General features: G+C 37.0%; 15 protein-coding genes and 1 pseudogene. All 16 read right to left on the bottom strand.

Annotation, left to right across the window (positions count from 1 at the left end; all coding sequences use genetic code 11):
• Positions 1 to 7: 7 nt before the first annotated feature.
• Entirely contained in the window at positions 8 to 523 is a 516-nt protein-coding gene (pyrR, locus tag HMPREF2767_RS01975; RefSeq protein ID WP_070622438.1) for a bifunctional pyr operon transcriptional regulator/uracil phosphoribosyltransferase PyrR, read from the bottom strand.
• A 205-nt stretch (positions 524 to 728) separates the two neighbouring features.
• Positions 729 to 1,643: an RluA family pseudouridine synthase gene (locus HMPREF2767_RS01970; protein ID WP_070622463.1), complete on the bottom strand. Its 915-nt coding sequence runs from the start codon at positions 1,641 to 1,643 to the stop codon at positions 729 to 731.
• Entirely contained in the window at positions 1,624 to 2,103 is a 480-nt protein-coding gene (gene lspA, locus HMPREF2767_RS01965) for a signal peptidase II (RefSeq protein WP_070622436.1), read from the bottom strand. The genes HMPREF2767_RS01970 and lspA overlap by 20 nt, the downstream gene beginning before the upstream one ends.
• Before the next feature lie 8 nt (positions 2,104 to 2,111).
• Positions 2,112 to 4,850 (bottom strand): isoleucine--tRNA ligase, encoded by a 2,739-nt coding sequence (ileS, locus tag HMPREF2767_RS01960; RefSeq protein WP_070622434.1) that lies wholly within the window; start codon positions 4,848 to 4,850, stop codon positions 2,112 to 2,114.
• Between the two features lie 259 nt (positions 4,851 to 5,109).
• Entirely contained in the window at positions 5,110 to 5,892 is a 783-nt protein-coding gene (locus HMPREF2767_RS01955) for a YlmH family RNA-binding protein (protein WP_070622433.1), read from the bottom strand.
• Between the two features lie 50 nt (positions 5,893 to 5,942).
• Positions 5,943 to 6,248 carry a YggT family protein gene (locus HMPREF2767_RS01950; RefSeq protein ID WP_083286890.1) on the bottom strand — a complete coding sequence of 102 codons (306 nt, stop codon included), beginning with the start codon at positions 6,246 to 6,248 and terminating at the stop codon, positions 5,943 to 5,945.
• A gap of 12 nt (positions 6,249 to 6,260) precedes the next feature.
• Complete coding sequence (locus tag HMPREF2767_RS01945; RefSeq protein ID WP_070622431.1) at positions 6,261 to 6,776, bottom strand: cell division protein SepF; 516 nt, start codon at positions 6,774 to 6,776, stop codon at positions 6,261 to 6,263.
• 9 nt (positions 6,777 to 6,785) lie between these two features.
• The gene (locus tag HMPREF2767_RS01940) at positions 6,786 to 7,415 is read right to left on the bottom strand and encodes a YggS family pyridoxal phosphate-dependent enzyme (RefSeq protein ID WP_070622429.1); all 630 of its coding nucleotides are present in this window, start codon (positions 7,413 to 7,415) and stop codon (positions 6,786 to 6,788) included.
• Entirely contained in the window at positions 7,416 to 8,180 is a 765-nt protein-coding gene (locus HMPREF2767_RS01935; protein WP_083302020.1) for a purine nucleoside phosphorylase YfiH/LACC1 family protein, read from the bottom strand.
• Positions 8,181 to 8,454: 274 nt separating this feature from the next.
• Positions 8,455 to 9,409, bottom strand: a pseudogene (gene ftsZ, locus HMPREF2767_RS01930) (cell division protein FtsZ); the annotation flags it as partial.
• 25 nt (positions 9,410 to 9,434) lie between these two features.
• Positions 9,435 to 10,874 (bottom strand): cell division protein FtsA, encoded by a 1,440-nt coding sequence (gene ftsA, locus HMPREF2767_RS01925; protein ID WP_068128883.1) that lies wholly within the window; start codon positions 10,872 to 10,874, stop codon positions 9,435 to 9,437.
• 98 nt (positions 10,875 to 10,972) lie between these two features.
• Positions 10,973 to 12,106 (bottom strand): cell division protein FtsQ/DivIB, encoded by a 1,134-nt coding sequence (locus tag HMPREF2767_RS01920; protein ID WP_070622425.1) that lies wholly within the window; start codon positions 12,104 to 12,106, stop codon positions 10,973 to 10,975.
• A 15-nt stretch (positions 12,107 to 12,121) separates the two neighbouring features.
• Positions 12,122 to 13,453, bottom strand: coding sequence for a UDP-N-acetylmuramoyl-L-alanine--D-glutamate ligase (gene murD, locus HMPREF2767_RS01915; protein WP_070622423.1), 1,332 nt, complete (start codon positions 13,451 to 13,453; stop codon positions 12,122 to 12,124).
• Positions 13,454 to 13,456: 3 nt separating this feature from the next.
• Positions 13,457 to 14,416, bottom strand: a complete 960-nt coding sequence (gene mraY / locus HMPREF2767_RS01910; protein ID WP_068128889.1) for a phospho-N-acetylmuramoyl-pentapeptide-transferase — start codon at positions 14,414 to 14,416, stop codon at positions 13,457 to 13,459.
• 9 nt (positions 14,417 to 14,425) lie between these two features.
• On the bottom strand, positions 14,426 to 16,603 hold the full coding sequence (locus tag HMPREF2767_RS01905) for a penicillin-binding transpeptidase domain-containing protein (RefSeq protein ID WP_210391799.1): 2,178 nt from the start codon (positions 16,601 to 16,603) through the stop codon (positions 14,426 to 14,428).
• Positions 16,593 to 16,967, bottom strand: a complete 375-nt coding sequence (gene ftsL / locus HMPREF2767_RS01900) for a cell division protein FtsL (protein WP_068128891.1) — start codon at positions 16,965 to 16,967, stop codon at positions 16,593 to 16,595. The genes HMPREF2767_RS01905 and ftsL overlap by 11 nt, the downstream gene beginning before the upstream one ends.
• Between the last annotated feature and the right edge of the window lie 13 nt (positions 16,968 to 16,980).

Below are 16,980 nucleotides of genomic sequence, written 5' to 3'. Positions count from 1 at the left end.
TTTTAGATTAAGAAATTGAAACTGAGTTTTCACCGTCGATTTCCTCGATTTGAACGACGACTTCTTCTTCTTTTCGTGTCGGAATGTTTTTACCGACGAAGTCTGGTCGTATCGGTAACTCTCTATGACCTCGGTCAACGAGTACTGCGAGTGAAATCGTCTTTGGTCTATGGTGGAACATAATTGCGTCTATTGCTGCTCGAATCGTTCGACCAGTTTGCATGACATCATCTACTAAGACGACGTGCTTGTCATTTAAATCACTGTCAGTATCTAACCCTTCAGTGTTTTCACTTCTCGCTGTGTCATCTCTAAAGTTTTTAATGTCGATCGTACCGCCTGCAACCGCTTCTCCTTCGATTGTTTCAATCTTGTCTCGCATTCGGTTTGCGAGGTACTCACCGCGTCTTCGAATACCGAGTAGTACGACGTCACTACTTCCTTTATACCTCTCGAGTATTTCATGTGACATTCTCGTTAAACTTCTATTGATTCCTTGTTCATCTAAAACAGTTCTTGCCATTTGGCATCCTCCTAATAATCATAAAAAAATACTCATGCCAAAGACATGAGTATACGCGTCAGTAAACTCGCACATAAAGCGAGCGTTATATATACGTTTCATCATGTCTTTTTGGCCTCACGGGACCAATTTTAAAGACACATAAGTATTTAATTATGTCGCTTATTATAATAGTCTTATTTAAAATATTTGTCAACACAATCCATTAACTTTTTTCTAAACGTAATTCTTCTAGTACTGTTTTAAATTGTTCTGGTAATTCAGATGAAAAACTCAGTCTCTCTTTTGAAACAGGATGCGTAAAACCGATTGTTTTCGCATGTAATAATTGCCCATCTGTATCAAATTTTGTTTTTCTACCGTAGACGGGATCTCCAACGATTGGATATCCGATATAATCCATATGCACACGAATTTGGTGTGTACGCCCCGTCTCTAAAATCGCTTCGATTAACGTGTAGCCATTAAAACGTTCTAATACGTTAAAATGCGTGACTGCATTTTTCCCATCATCGACAACAGCCATTTGTTGACGCTTTTCTTTGTTACGTCCAATCGGAGCGTCAATCGTTCCTTTGTTATGTGGAATCTCTCCATGAACGAGTGCAACGTATCGTCTGTCGACTGTTTTATCTTTTAACTGTTCACTTAAATCGCGATGTGCGACATCGTTTTTAGCGACCATTAACAGTCCACTCGTATCTTTATCGATTCTATGAACGATACCCGGACGATATTCTCCGTTAATGCCTGAAAGTGAATCGAGTGCATACATTAAACCGTTGACGAGCGTATTAGTTTTATGTCCAGCTGACGGATGAACGACCATCCCAGACGGTTTATAAACGACTGCGACATTATCATCTTCATATACGATATTTAAATTTAAATCTTCAGGTATAATATCGACGTCTTCTACTTCTCGCTCAAACACTTTGATCACGTCACCGAGTTTCACTTTATAGTTCGGTTTCACTTCGTCACCATTGACGACAATATTACCTTCTTTTAAACGGTTCTGAATTTCAGTACGAGAACTATTTTCGACGTAATCAAGTAGTAGTTTGTCGATTCGTACGTTGACATCTTTTTCTTCGATTTTAATTTCCACTTTGTTCACCACGCTCTGTAAAGAATTGAAATAGCATGAGTATGACTCCAATCGTTAAACTCGAATCTGCAACGTTAAATATCGGGAAGTCATATGAGAAAATCATCGTATCGATCATATCGACCACTTCTTGAAATAGTACACGGTCGATAAAATTCCCTAACGCTCCTGCAATTAGCATTGTCAGTGATATTTGTAATAGTAAATTATCCGTCGCTTCTTTTTTATAAAAATATACCAACATAATAATGACGAATACGGTAATGATGTAGAAGAGCCACATCTTACCTTGTAACATCCCCCACGCTGCACCACTATTTCTATGTGACGTTATCGATAAGAAGTTTTCGATGATTGGTATCGATTCCCCGTAGTCCATAAATTTAACTACGAGGAATTTTGTAATTTGGTCAAGCGCCAATATACCGATACCGAAAATACTCATCGGAATAATTCGATATTTTTTCATCGTCTCACCTAGTTTTCTCCAACAACAGTACGGCAACGATCACAAATATCATCTTTACCGCTCACGAGGTTTCTGTCTGTTTTATAGTTCCAGCAACGTGCACATTTTTCGCCTTCAGCATGCTCTACTTTAACTGTCGTGTTTTGATATGTTGTACCATCTGTTAACTCATCGACGATTTCAACTTGCGAAACGATAAAGAGCTGTGTGAACTCTGAATTGATGCTGTCTTTTGTTAATCCTTCAGGTAATGTTAACGTCACTTTCGCATCGAGTGATTTACCGATGACTTTTTCGTTACGTGCCACTTCTAACGCTTTATAAACGTCATCACGTACCGCCATAATTTGAGCCCACTGTTCTAATACTTTCTCATCGACATCTTCTTTGTCACTAAAGTATGTTAAGTGGATACTTTCAGCTGTACGGTGTGGTGTATGGTCATAAATATCTTCAGCTGTGTGAACGAGCACTGGTGCTAACACTTTTGTTAAATCTTCTAAAATACGGTGTAACACTGTTTGTACACTACGTCTTACTCTAGAATCTTCTTTTTCGATATATAAAATATCTTTTGCATAATCTAAGTAGAAGTTTGATAAGTCTACGTTGATGAAGTTCTGTAACGACTGGTAAATCGTAATGTAGTTATATGCGTCGTAGTTGTCTCTCGTTTCGTTATAAAACTTACTAAATTTGTTGTACATATATTTATCGACGTCGTATAAATCGTCATATGCAACTTTGTCTGTTTCAACGTTAAAGTCGCTTAAGTTTCCGAGTAGGAATCTCATCGTGTTACGGATTTTACGGTATACGTCTGACACTTGTTTTAAAATGTCGTCAGAAATACGTACGTCTTCTTCAAAGTCACTTGAGAATGCCCATAGACGAATGATGTCTGCACCCATTTGGTTCATAATTTTCGTTGGATCTACAACGTTACCGAGTGATTTCGACATCTTCTTACCTTCTCCGTCCATGACGAATCCGTGTGATAATAACTCTTTGTATGGTGATACTCCGCGCGTTGCGACACTTGTAATAAGTGAAGAGTTGAACCAACCTCTATATTGGTCAGAACCTTCAAAGTATAAGTCTGATGGATACGTTAAGTAATCTCTATAATCGAGTACCCCTCTATGTGTTGACCCAGAGTCGAACCACACGTCCATAATATCTGTTTCTTTTTCAAACGTACCGTTTGGAGAACCTTCGTGCGTAAATCCTTCTGGTAATAAGTCTTTTGCATCCCATTCAAACCAAACGTTACTTCCGTGTGTTTCAAAAAGGCTAGCAACGTGTTCCATTACTTCAGGGTCGACGATTGCTTCACCATTTTCAGCATAGAAGAATGGAAGTGGTACACCCCAAACACGTTGACGTGAAATGACCCAGTCTCCGCGGTTTTTAATCATGTTATACATACGTTCTCTATTCCACTCAACTTGGAATTTCGTGTTGTTAAGTGCTTCTAGAATTTCTTCACGTACGTTTTCGATTGACGCAAACCATTGTGGTGTTGCACGGAAGATTACCGGTGTTTTAGAACGCCAGTCATGTGGATACGAGTGCGTAATGAACTGTAGTTTAACTAATGCGCCTGCTTTATCTAAGTCTTCACCGATTACTTTGTTTGCATCGTCATAGTATAACCCTTCATATTTGCCCGCTTCTTCAGTAAATACACCTTTGTTATTTACTGGAGATAAAATTTCAAGATCATATTTTTGTGCCACTTTATAGTCGTCATCCCCGTGACCAGGTGCTGTATGGACAAGTCCAGTACCGCCGTCAGTCGTTACGTGATCTCCTAAAATAACGAGACTCATACGATCAAATAATGGGTGTTTTGCTTCTACGCGTTCGATTTCAGAACCTTTAAATTCTTTCGTACGAGTAACTTTTTCTTTCTCCCACTCAACAGCTTCTAAATACGTGTCAAGTAATTCTTCAGCAATAACGTACGCTTCATCTTCATAATCAAACTGTACATAATTCAATTCAGGGTGAACAGCGATTGCTAAGTTTGAGGGAATCGTCCACGGAGTTGTCGTCCAAATGACTAAGTTTACGCCTTTTTCAATTACGTCATTACCGTTTTCTACTTTAAACGTCACGTAAATTGACGGTGAACGTTTGTCTTTATATTCAAGTTCCGCTTCAGCTAAACTCGATTCTGATACAGGTGACCAGTACACTGGTTTTTTACCACGGTAAATTAAGCCACTCTCTACCATATCTTTTAAGACACGTACTTGTGATGCTTCAAATTCTGGTTTGTATGTTAAATACGGGTTATCCCACTCTCCGTCGATACCCATACGCATAAATCCAGCCTTTTGACCTTGTACTTGTTCGTTTGCGAATGCTTCACATTTTTTACGGAATTCACTCACAGACATTTTGTTGCGGTCGACACCTTTATTCGTCAGTGCTTGCTCGATTGGTAAACCGTGCGTATCCCATCCAGGTACATATGGTGTGTAGTATCCTTGCATTTGTTTGTTACGGTTAATGATATCTTTTACAATTTTATTTAACGCGTGTCCCATATGAATTGCACCGTTAGCATATGGTGGTCCGTCGTGTAATACGAACGGTTCATTCCCTTTATTTAATTCTAATTTTTTATTATATAAATCCATTTCGTGCCAGCGCTTTTGCATTTCTGGCTCTTTTTGTGTTAATCCACCGCGCATTTTAAAATCCGTATGCGGCATAAGTAGCGTGTCTTTGTAATCCATTCTTATATTTCCTCCTAATAAATTAAAAACTCTTTACAAGTCAAAAAGGGACGATTTCACCGTGTTACCACCCTAATTGACTCATAAAGAGCCCACTCATTTATATATTTATATAATTATCATATTAGTGATATCAATATATTTATTTTCTAGAGCTTTCACCGTCCTCTAGTCGCTTTAAAAAATGCCATATATTGCGTGTCTAATACATTAATAACATTATGCAAAAATTTCAGACTATTGTCAAACTATATTGAAACTAGTCTTCATACACTAAAACTTCGATTCTCGACTTCCCTTTTCTCGTTTCATGAATAAATTCACTGACGATAAATCTTCCAAAACCTCTTACACTTATTACGTCTTCAAGTTCGACTTGGAAACTCGGATCTGTCACGAGTGCATGATTGACTTTAACTTTCTCTCGCGTGACACGATTTTTACTTTTTGCTCGTCCTTCTTTTAATACTTCTGATACGATCACATCTAAACGAAATGATGATACGATAATCGAATGTTTCGTCGTATTCGAGACTGCACTTAAAAATTCATCGTTAGGAATTTTAACGAGTTCTATCGGTGCGTTTTTAATCGTCGTAAGTTCTGATTTAAATAAATCAAAAAAGTTTTTATCGATCGCAAACTGAATGTGATCTGAAAGTATAATGTCACCGAGTTTACTACGGTCGACGCCGACATTCATCATCGCACCTAAAATATTACGATGTGTGAGCGTCACAAATTTTTCTGGATAATGTAACTCTACCGTCTCAATTTCAAAATCATCTCGAGACACTTCTAACATTTCAGGAACGAGTAACACACGTTTTCGTTCGTGGTTATCTTCAAGACCCCCACCGTAATATTCGATTTTTATATCAGGGAAACGTCCGCTAATACTTTCGATAATTTTACGTTCTCTCGGGTCGGTAAAATCAAGCAGTACAGGATAATAATCTCTCGACGCGATTTCAAATTTACTGTAGTAAAAAATAATCTTTTCTTTTTCTTCTTGTCTAAAATGTTGAAATAGGGATTCCATAATATAACTCCTAATGGCGAAATAAAAAAGAGATATTGTAACAATATCTCTTACATTAACATATTATATAACGATACAAATATTTGACGCATTCCAAAGTTAAATAACTGGAATATAATAATTAAAAAGATCGGTGAAATATCGATCATGCCACCAATTGGTGGAATTATATTTCTCAGTGGTGAAAGTAACGGTTCATATATTTTACCGAGTAACTCACCAAATGATGACTCTCTTAAACCTGGAATCCAACTAGATAGTATGTAAATGATGAACCCCCAAGTAAAGATTGGCCATAATATCGAATATATTTTAACTACTGTTGTCAGTATATTTATCGCTGTTGATTGGTCCACAGTAAAAACTCCTTACATTAAGTCAGAGTCATTCTTCTCCGAAATAACACCTTCCACACCAACAGAGTTTGGTGTACATAAGAAAATGTCAGCTCCAACTTTTTGAATATCGCCTTCTAAAGCATACACTGTTCCACTTAAAAAGTCGATGATTCGCTTTTTTGATACTTTATCGAGTTTTGATAAGTTCACAAGTGCTGTTTGATTATTTTTTAATTGATCCGCGATATCTTGAGTTTCACCAAATACATATGGTTCAAACAGACATACTTTTGTATTAATTTTACTCATGTCAACGTGTCCCCCTTGTTTCACTACTGGCTCACTCACTTCACGGTGCTCTCTTGCCTCAATTTTTGGTCTACGGCTTCTCTTTGTTTTTTCAGAAAAATCGACTGCTGTGACTTTACTTTTATTTTCTACTTTTGGCTGTTCTTTAACTTCAGCAACTTGCTTTTGTTCTGTTTCGATTTCATCCATATCTTCAGATTCGATTACGAATAAATCTTTTAAAAATTGTAGAGCCATTTGAATCACCTATTTTCCCATAATTTTACTACCGAGTCTAATAAATGTCGCACCCTCTTCAAGTGCAATTTTATAGTCGTTACTCATTCCCATACTTAACTCAATAATATCTTTAAATTCCTTTTGTAAATCATCTCTAAGTTCTCTTAACTGTTTAAACACATTTCTAATTTCTTCAACGTTGTCTGTTTCAGGTGCCATCGTCATGAGCCCGATCACTTTAACGTGATCATATTTTGATACTTTCGTTACAAAATCTTTGACGTCTTCAGGTTTTAAACCATGTTTCGTCTCTTCTCCTGACACATTTACCTGTATAAAACATTTTACATCATGCGAGCTATATTGTTCAATACGTTTCGCGATAGATTCTCGTTCTAATGAGTGTAAGTAATATAGATTATCTATGACATCTTTAACTTTTCTCGATTGAAGTGTTCCGATAAAGTGCACATTCGCATCCTGAGGAAGTGCGGCTCTTTTTTCATTAAATCCTTCAATTCTATTCTCTCCAAAGTCTCTCACACCAGCGTCGTATGCTTCTAGCGCATCTTCAACAGTGTGATATTTAGTCACAGCGATAATCGTCGCTTGATTATTGACTTCTTCTTTTACTTTTAAATAATTATCTTTATTCAATTATAATCTCCTTCCAATAAACCCTAAAGCACGTCCCGTCGGTTGATCATCTAACCGATATGAAAAGAATTCTTCACTTTCCGTACCGATTGGTGTGACGTGAATGTTCGATTCTTTTATACCGTAATCGAGTGCTTGGTGTTTATTTGCAGTTTTTAAATCGAGTAAGAATTTATCGTTACCTAATGGAGTGACTGCTTCTTTAGTAACTAAAAACGAATCGTTGACGACCGCATCATCGACTTCGTAATAATCGCCGTTAATCGCAATTCCAATGACGACGCGTAAATCATCGATATCTCCGTCGTAATGATCTAATAGGTTTTTTAATACGTTCCCACGCGTTCCCTTCCATCCTGCATGCACTAAACCGATAAAGTTATTCGCTACGCTGTACACATAAATTGGTGTACAGTCTGCGTAATTCATACCGAGTACGATATTTCTTTCATATGTATATAGAGCGTCTATACCATATATGTTATTTGTTAACGCATCTACATTTGTCCCGGCATCCGCTTTTTTTACTTCATACACTTTGTTTTCATGCGTTTGAATTGGGATCACGAAATCTGAACGTTCAAATCCGATTTCTTCACTTAAAAGTTGTTGATGGTGGTGTACATTGTCCGGATTATCTCCGATATATAGCGCCATATTAAATGCATTTTTTGGATAGTCGCTTTGACCGTTTGTACGTTTCGTATACCCAAACACTAAATCGTCTGAACTGTATCCTACATAATGATTATAATTTTTAAACACGCGTATCTATCTCCTAATAGACAAAAACGGAGATATTGATGTCAATATCTCCGTGAGTGAATGTCTTATCTTCTACGACTACGACGACCTCTAATAAATGATGGTACGTCTGGCTCGTTATCTAATGAAGATTTTCTATCAGAGCTATCAAATGATTGTTCAGAATTTGAACGATCATCTAAGTTGATGAATGAATCTTCTCTTTCTTTTTCTTCGAATGAAGGTGCTTGTCTACGTTCTTGTTGAACTGGACGTTCAGGACCTCTTGATACTGACTTTTCGTTAAAGCCTGTTGCGATAACTGTAATTACTAGCTCATCTTCAAGCTCAGGGTTGATTACTGTACCGAAGATCATGTTTACATCTTCGTCTGCAGCGTCTTGAACGATGTCCGCAGCTTCTTGAGCTTCGAATAGTGATAAGTTTTCGCCACCAGTGATGTTCATTAACACACCTTGTGCACCGACGATTGAAGTTTCAAGTAATGGACTTGAGATTGCTTTTTTAGCCGCTTCAACCGCACGGTTTTCACCACTTGCGACACCGATACCCATTAATGCAGAACCTTTGTCTGTCATAATCGTCTTAACGTCCGCAAAGTCTAAGTTTACTTCACCGCTTACGCTGATGAGGTCTGAAATACCTTGAACCCCTTGACGTAATACGTTATCCGCTTCTTTAAATGCTTCCATCATCGGTGTTGATTTGTCAACGATATCGAGTAATCTGTCATTTGGGATAACGATTAATGTATCTACAGCAGCTTTCATTTGTTCTACACCTGCAGCTGCTTGTGTTTGACGTTTTCTACCTTCAAAAGAGAATGGGCGTGTTACAACACCAACTGTTAAAGCTCCCATTTCTTTTGCGATTTTCGCAACGACTGGTGCTGCTCCAGTACCAGTTCCGCCACCCATACCAGCAGTGACGAATACCATGTCCGCACCTTGGATTGCGTCTTCAATTTGTTCACGTGATTCTTCTGAAGCTTTTTTACCAATTTCAGGGTTCGCTCCAGCACCTAAACCACGTGTTAATTTTTCTCCGATTTGGATTTTAGATTCTGCTTTTGATAAGTTTAAAGCTTGTCCGTCTGTGTTAACTGCAATAAATTCAACGTTTTGCATACCTTCATCGATCATTCGGTTTACTGCGTTGTTTCCTCCGCCACCGACACCGATTACTTTAATAGATGCTTGATGGTTAAAACCAGTTTCAAATTCTAACATCTCACCATATCCTCCCAAATTTTAATTACTCAAATAAATTCTTAAATACTTTTTTCATAAATCCACCAAAGTCAGATTTCTCTTTTTCTTTTGGCGGGGCATTTTTAACATCTGACGTCTCAACGATTTCACGTTCGTAATCGTCATGTTCGTCTTCTTCGTATCGGTCGTCGTCTGACTCATATTCAACGTCTTCTTCGACTTCAACACTTTGATTTTTCTCTTTTCTTTCTCTAAATAGAGAAGGGAAAATCGACTGTTTTTCTTCTTCTACAATTGGTTCGTTGTCATCTCTGTCATAATCATCTTCATGATTATCAATTGTAACATAATCGAGGAGTTCATCAAAACGAATACCGCTTTCAACTGTAGCGATTGCACTCGTGAATTCAGGTTTTCTCGCACCCATTTGTGTTGGGATATGAACGCGTACTTTTTCAGAAACAATATCGAGTAGTAAATCTCTAATTCCTCTCATGTTTGCAGTACCACCTGTAATGACGAATCCACCGCTAATATCGTCGATATTCGCTTCACCGAGTTCTCTAAAGATTTCCATAAACATATCTTCAAGAGTCACTTCGATGACGTCAGATAAGTCTTTCGCACTCACTTCTACGTCTTTATCACCGTTGTTTTGTGGGAAGACGACGCGTTCACCTTCTGGTGCTCTTTCGTAAAATGCGTGACCATATTGCTCTTTTGCACGGTTTGCATAATGGAAGTCTGTATTAAACTCTCTCGCAATGACTTCAGTAATCGTGTTACCACCTGCAGGGATAACACCTGCATATTTTAACGATCCATCTTTATAGTATGCGTACTGTGTTAAGTCAGCTCCGATATCCATAACGACTGCGCCAAGTTCAATTTCAGCCTCTGTTAAAATATGTGAGTAGTTATATGCGTCTGAAGTGACGTCTACGATATCTAGACCTGCTTCTGCCGCACAGTTACCCATGTTTAAGAATAACGTACGATCTACAGCGATGATACCAGCTTTCACAGTGAGACTTTCTCTAGCGATAATCCCTTTTGGATCTTCGACTTCATGTAAATCGTCAACGACAAATGACACAGGGAATACTGTGACAATTTCTTGATCTGTTGAAATTTCTTTAAAGCGAATATTTTCAAGTAATTCTTCGATGAGTTCTCCATCGATTTCTGTATCTTTACCAGAGAATCTTAACGTTTCTGTTGTAAATATGACATCAGAATTCGTTATTGGAACTTTTAAAAATACTTCGTCAATATCTATATTTGCTATTAGTTCTGCTTTTTTCACTGTATCTATAATTCCACTTTTAGCGAGATCAAAATCTCGAATCATACCCTTTGATACGCCATCAGTGAAGGTTTGGCCAGTACCAATAATATTTACACCATCGTGAAATTTCTCTCCAATCACGATTTTAACACTCGAGGACCCTACATCTAGGGCAACATAATATTGTTCCTTCACCTGAATGCCTCCCAATCTTTTCAGAATAATCTATCCTATAGTTTACCTTAAATAAAGCGAATTGTGAACTAAATCAGTTAAATAAATGAAACTTTTCACTAATCTGTTGATGTTTCGATTTTTTCAAGTGATTTCTTAATCACATCTAGGCTTTCGTTTATATCTTCGATATAAGGTACATGTCTTGGAATACTTGACATGTCGCGCTTCACACGCCTTGCTTCTTCAGTATTATACGGAATAAACGCATTACTCACTTCTAAATCGATAATCCCCTCATTATCTCCAATAGATTCGCGCATTCCATTAAAGTAATTGATCTTTTCACCAAATGTCGTATAGTCTGCGATAATTTCCTGACCGTTATTCATAAGTACTTGAATTCTCGTATATGATTCATCATACGGTCGATAATATATCTCAGATATCATTCGTAACATCTCTGGATTGACATCGTTTAAACTATCGACAAGTGCGTCGAACTCTCTACCTTCAAAGAAATGGATAATCGGTGCATCTACAGGTTCCATATGAAATCCTCTTAATACGCGTTTATTTTCGAGTACTGGATAATAGTTTCGGTTGCTTTCAATAAAACCAACGACGTTATGTTCTTTAACATTTATAATGACTTTATTTGGCCATTCACGTTCGATGTCAATTGACTGTATAATCGGTAACACTTTTACTTTATCTTCAGATTTATTTGACTGAAGCAAGTACATTTTTTGTCCTGTGTCTATACCGCTTCTATCTAGTATTTCTTTGTCGGTGATGTTTTCATTACCGACAATTTCAATTTCTTTAATATCAGATAGACTGGATATTAAATATGTAGCTATCGTAATTAAAACGAGCGCAATTCCAATAAGAAATATAAGTTTTTTATAATTTAAATTTGGCAGTGATAACTGTGGCTTTTTAACCGATTTAAATCGCTCTTTTAGCGTCTCTTTTTCATCTTCTAGAGACTCATATTCTATTGAAGGTGCATCTTTTTCTTCATCGCGATAGTCTTCAATTAAAGATGGATCTAACGTGTCTTCGTCACTCTTTGCCACTTCGTCTTGCTGTAGTTTTATAACACCTTCCTGAACGAGCGCTTCTATGACTTCAAGTTCCGTTTTAAATGAGGGGACATCGTCAGTGTGTGTATGCTTCTTATCTTTTTTAGTCGTACAATTCTTTTTTAACTTCTTTTTTAAATCATCTACGTTAAAATCTTCACTCATCGTGTCCCCTCCTTTTTATAATTGATGAACTGCTTCTTTAAAATGTCTGCCACGCGTTTCAAAATCAGGATACTGATCCCAACTCGCACACGCTGGTGAAAATAGCACTTTGTCTCCAGCATTACCATGTGTTTTGACAATGTCGACAGCTGTGAATGGATTATCTGTTTCAATCACTTCGATATTGTTTTCATTTAAAAATTGTTTTAGCTTTTCTTTCGTTTCACCAAATACGATACCAAGTTTTACATGCTTTAAATGTGGAAGAAGTTCTTTGAAATCTTGTCCACGGTCTAATCCACCAGCGATCCAAATCGTCGGCGTATTAAAGCTATCTAATGCAAATGTCGTCGCGAGCGCGTTCGTCGCTTTTGAATCGTTATAAAATCTCATGCCGAGTTTTTCATCGACGAATTCCATACGGTGCTCGATACCTTTAAACGTCGTTAAAACATATTTCATATGCTCGATCGGTACATTTTTTAAATGTGCAACGAGTAAACTTGCAAGGATATTCTCTAAGTTATGTGGACCTTTTAACAGAATCTCTTCGATATTTATTATTTTTTTACCAAAAACATATATCCAATTATCTTTTACATATGCATCTGCTTCCTCATCGATACTGAAGAAGTAAACGTTACTCTTCACATCTTTATGTTCGACAAAATGTCTTTGAGATTGATTAAATATAACAATGTCCGTGTCTGTCATATTTTTCATAAGAGATAGTTTCGCTGATTGATACTCGTTTAAATCTTTATGATAATCGAGATGTGCTTCATATATGTTTGTAAATACTGCGATATTCGGTCTAAACGTATCGATGCCCATTAACTGAAAACTAGATAATTCCATTACGAGTTCGTCTGACTGTTCTTCAAGCGCCGCTTGGCTTGCTGGATATCCGATGTTCCCACATAAAATTGGTGTGCGGTTTCCATCAGTAAGTAGTCTTCCAACGAGTTCTGTCACCGTCGTTTTTCCGTTCGTTCCGGTAATACCAATAATCTCATTATTTGTGATTAAATACGCAAATTCTACTTCAGTAATAATTTTAATATTGCGTTTTAAGGCTTCCTGTAAAAAAGGAATCGTATACGGAATACCTGGATTTTTAACGATCAACTCTGTATCGTTTAATAGATGCTCTGGATGATGACCATCTACGACTTTCACGTTCATTTGTTTTAAATGATTTAAAACACTCTCTTCAACGAGAACCTCACTCGTAGTAAGTGTGATATCTGCGCCGAGTTTAAACAGTGCTTCTATCGCACTACGACCACTTCGTCCGTATCCTAAAACGAGCACTTTCTTATGTTTAAATGATTCGATTTCTTTCATAACTTAGCCTCCGATTAAAATACCAATTAGACCAAAAACTAAACCGACGAATGAAAATACGAATACAATTTTACGTTCGTTCCATCCAGACAATTCAAAGTGGTGGTGAATCGGTGTCATTTTAAATACACGTTTACCTGTTGTTTTAAATGATACGACTTGTATAATGACGGATGCTGTTTCGATGACGAATACGATACCGATTAAAAGAAGTAATAAACTGTTGTTTAACATAATCGATACGATACCGACAATCCCACCGAGTGCTAAAGATCCAGTATCTCCCATAAATACCTTCGCTGGATATTTGTTAAATAGTAAAAATCCGAGTTGTGCACCAATTAGTATCGATAAAAATAAAATAATTTCTTTTTCTGAATGTAACCACGCAATGGCTAAAAATGCACCGTTCGCAATAATCGTCGTACTTGTTGATAACCCGTCTAAACCGTCCGTTAAGTTTACAGCGTTACTAAAACCAACGAGCCAGAATACGATCCAAACGATGAAAAACACACCGAGTGGAATTGTAATATCTGTCATTGGTATCGAAACACCAAGCTCAATAGAAGGTACGAATTTCATCATAATGAAAAAGACGATAATTGACACGACTACTTGTGCCAGCGCTTTTTGCTTAGATGTTAATCCTCTATTATCTTTTTTTACAACGATGATGTAATCGTCAATAAAACCAATTAACCCAAATCCTAGCGTTACGATGACGAGGATGAGTAATTTCGAAACGTCTTCAACGAAGAACATACATATTATCGATAACACGACCGTTACAGAAATAAATGAAATACCACCCATTGTCGGTGTGCCTGTTTTCGCTAAATGACTTTCCGGACCTTCCTCACGAATTGCTTGGCCAAATTTTAATTGTTTTAATTTTGGTATCATCATTTTCATTAATGTTGCAGACAATATAAATGAAATGATTAATAATATAATACTCATCGTTACCTCCTAATTGTTTGGGTCTTTCATTTGTAACGTAAAGTTGATTTTTTGTTTATCTCCAAGTGGTTCACCTGGTTTAATCGTTTGTGCTGTGACGTAACCTTCACCTTTAAAGTTCGATTTGAGTCCTAAATAGTCCATGATGAGTAATGCGTCACGCTTAGAAAACCCACGTAAGTCCGGCATTGTACGTTCACCGTCTGTGACGATGACGAGCACTTCAGACGGCAACATTTCTTCATTTTTTGGATAATAGTCTTCAACTTTCGTTCCTTCACCGACATACACTTGTTTTAATAAATCATTTTGTAATACGTCGACGTCTTCAATGTTTTGACCTGTAATGTCTTCCATTTTAATCGTTTTAATTTCTTGACTGTTTTGAACGTCTTTAACGTCTAAATATTTCAGTGAGCGTTCCATTAACGGATTAAATCCTCTCGACACACCGAAGTCCCACGTCTCACTTTTATTTTTTGATGCGCGTTTAATACCGTAATAGACGATAATTCGTGGATCTTCAACTGGTGCATATCCGATAAATGACGTTATAAATTCATACTCTCCTGTTAAATATCCGCCCGTTTTTTCGTCATATATTTGTGCTGTACCAGTTTTACCTGTGACTTGATAATCATCGAGCGCGTACATACTGTTTATATCTAACGAACCTGCGACGAGTGTGCTCATTTCTTCCATCGTTTTCTCGGCTGTTTCTTTACTAATGACTTGTCCGAGATTACGTTCTTGACCTCGATATATTTCTTCGTTCGTTTCTGGATCGACAACTGACTGAACGACGTATGGTTTTTTCATCATCCCGTCGTTTAGTAACGCAGTAAATCCTTGAATCATTTGAATTGGAGTTACACTAATCGTTTGTCCAAACGAACTCGTCTTTTGTTGGAGTTCATTGTCCCACACGATTTGACCACTTGCTTCTGTGTTAAATTCAGATTTTGTAGCTGTCCCAAATCCAAATGACTGATAATATTCGAGCATCTTTTTAGGTCCGACTGAATCGAGTAAATCCATCATTAGAGTGTTCGAAGAATATTGTAACCCTTCGTTATAAGTAATTGTACCCCAACCCGACTTTTCCCAGTCGTAAATCGTCGCATCCATCACTTGTCTATTCCCAGTCGTGTAGTACTGATTTGGATCATACTTACCTTCTTCAATTGCTGCCGCTAACGTAAATACTTTAAACGTACTTCCTGGCTCGAATTGATATTCGTAAAGCATATTTAACCAGCTTGTTCCGAAACCTTCTCGAGTATCTGGGTTAAATGAAGGACGTTGACCTGCACCTAAAATTTCGCCTGTTTTTGCATCTGCAACAAAAGCAAATAACTCTTCAGGTTCGAAGTGTTCTTGCATATCATCTAATGAGTCTTCTAAGTAAAGTTGTATGTTAGAATCAATCGTTAATTCAACGTCTAACCCATCGACCGCTTCTTCACTTTCCATCGTTCCAGGAACGATATAGTTCCAACTATCGACGTTATAATCTTTAAAGCCGTCTTTTCCAGTTAATTCTTTATTGTATTCTTTTTCAATACCTACAGCACCATTCATATCTCCGTCTTCATTTAACTCAGCCATTCCAATTAAATGTGAAGCAAACACTCCGTTAGGATACGAGCGTTTGACAACAGGAGTAAAAACAATTCCTTTTAATTCTTTCTCTTCTACTAATCTTTTTGCTTTATAATCGATATTTCTTCCTTTACTACCGAATTCAACTTGATATCTATTATTTTTAATACCATCATCGATTACCTTTAAAATTTCTTTTTCTTCCATATTCATAATTTCAGATAAGACTTTTGCTACTTCGTTTTTATCTTCGATATGATTATCAAAATCTTGTCCGACGATGACCGCGATATTATAAGCTTCCGTATCTCTTGCTAAAACATTCCCATCGCGGTCAGTAATTTTACCACGTTCAGCACGGTTAACGGTGTGACGTTCATATTTACTGCGCGCTTGATCTTTTAAATTGACGTCATCCACATTTTTAAACAACATAATCGTAATGATATTAAAAACGAGTAAAGCAAAAAACACTCCTAAACTAATATAAATCAGGAGTGTAATAATCGGTATTGAAAAAGTAAATTGATTTTTACGTCGCTGTTTTAACGACTTAAAGATATTAGACTTAAAATTACTTTTCATACTTCCTAACAACCTTTACATTATCATTGTTTGGTTTTAGCCCAAGTTCATTTGCTTTTTGATAAATGCGTTCGTATGAAGATAAATGTGTAACTTCTGTTGTTAGTTCGTCTATCTCTTTTTCTGTAGCGTTAATTTCGTAGTTGATTTGAGATATTTCTCTCTCATATTCATGCGCTTCTAATTTTGTGTTGAGTACAAATACTACTGCTGCCGATAAAACAATCATTAAAGCGACATATAACAGAAGCTCATTTAACTTCAGACTTACAAGGTAGCGTTTTTTCTTTGGCGCTACGTTATGTACATGATTTTGTTGTGTGTGTTCTTTTTGAACTGTTTGTCTTACGCGTGCTGCTTCCATGGTTTCACTTCCC

The organism is Nosocomiicoccus sp. HMSC067E10, assembly GCF_001810835.1.
GTDB lineage: Bacteria > Bacillota > Bacilli > Staphylococcales > Salinicoccaceae > Nosocomiicoccus > Nosocomiicoccus ampullae_A.
This window is presented reverse-complemented; position numbering and strand designations above follow the sequence as displayed.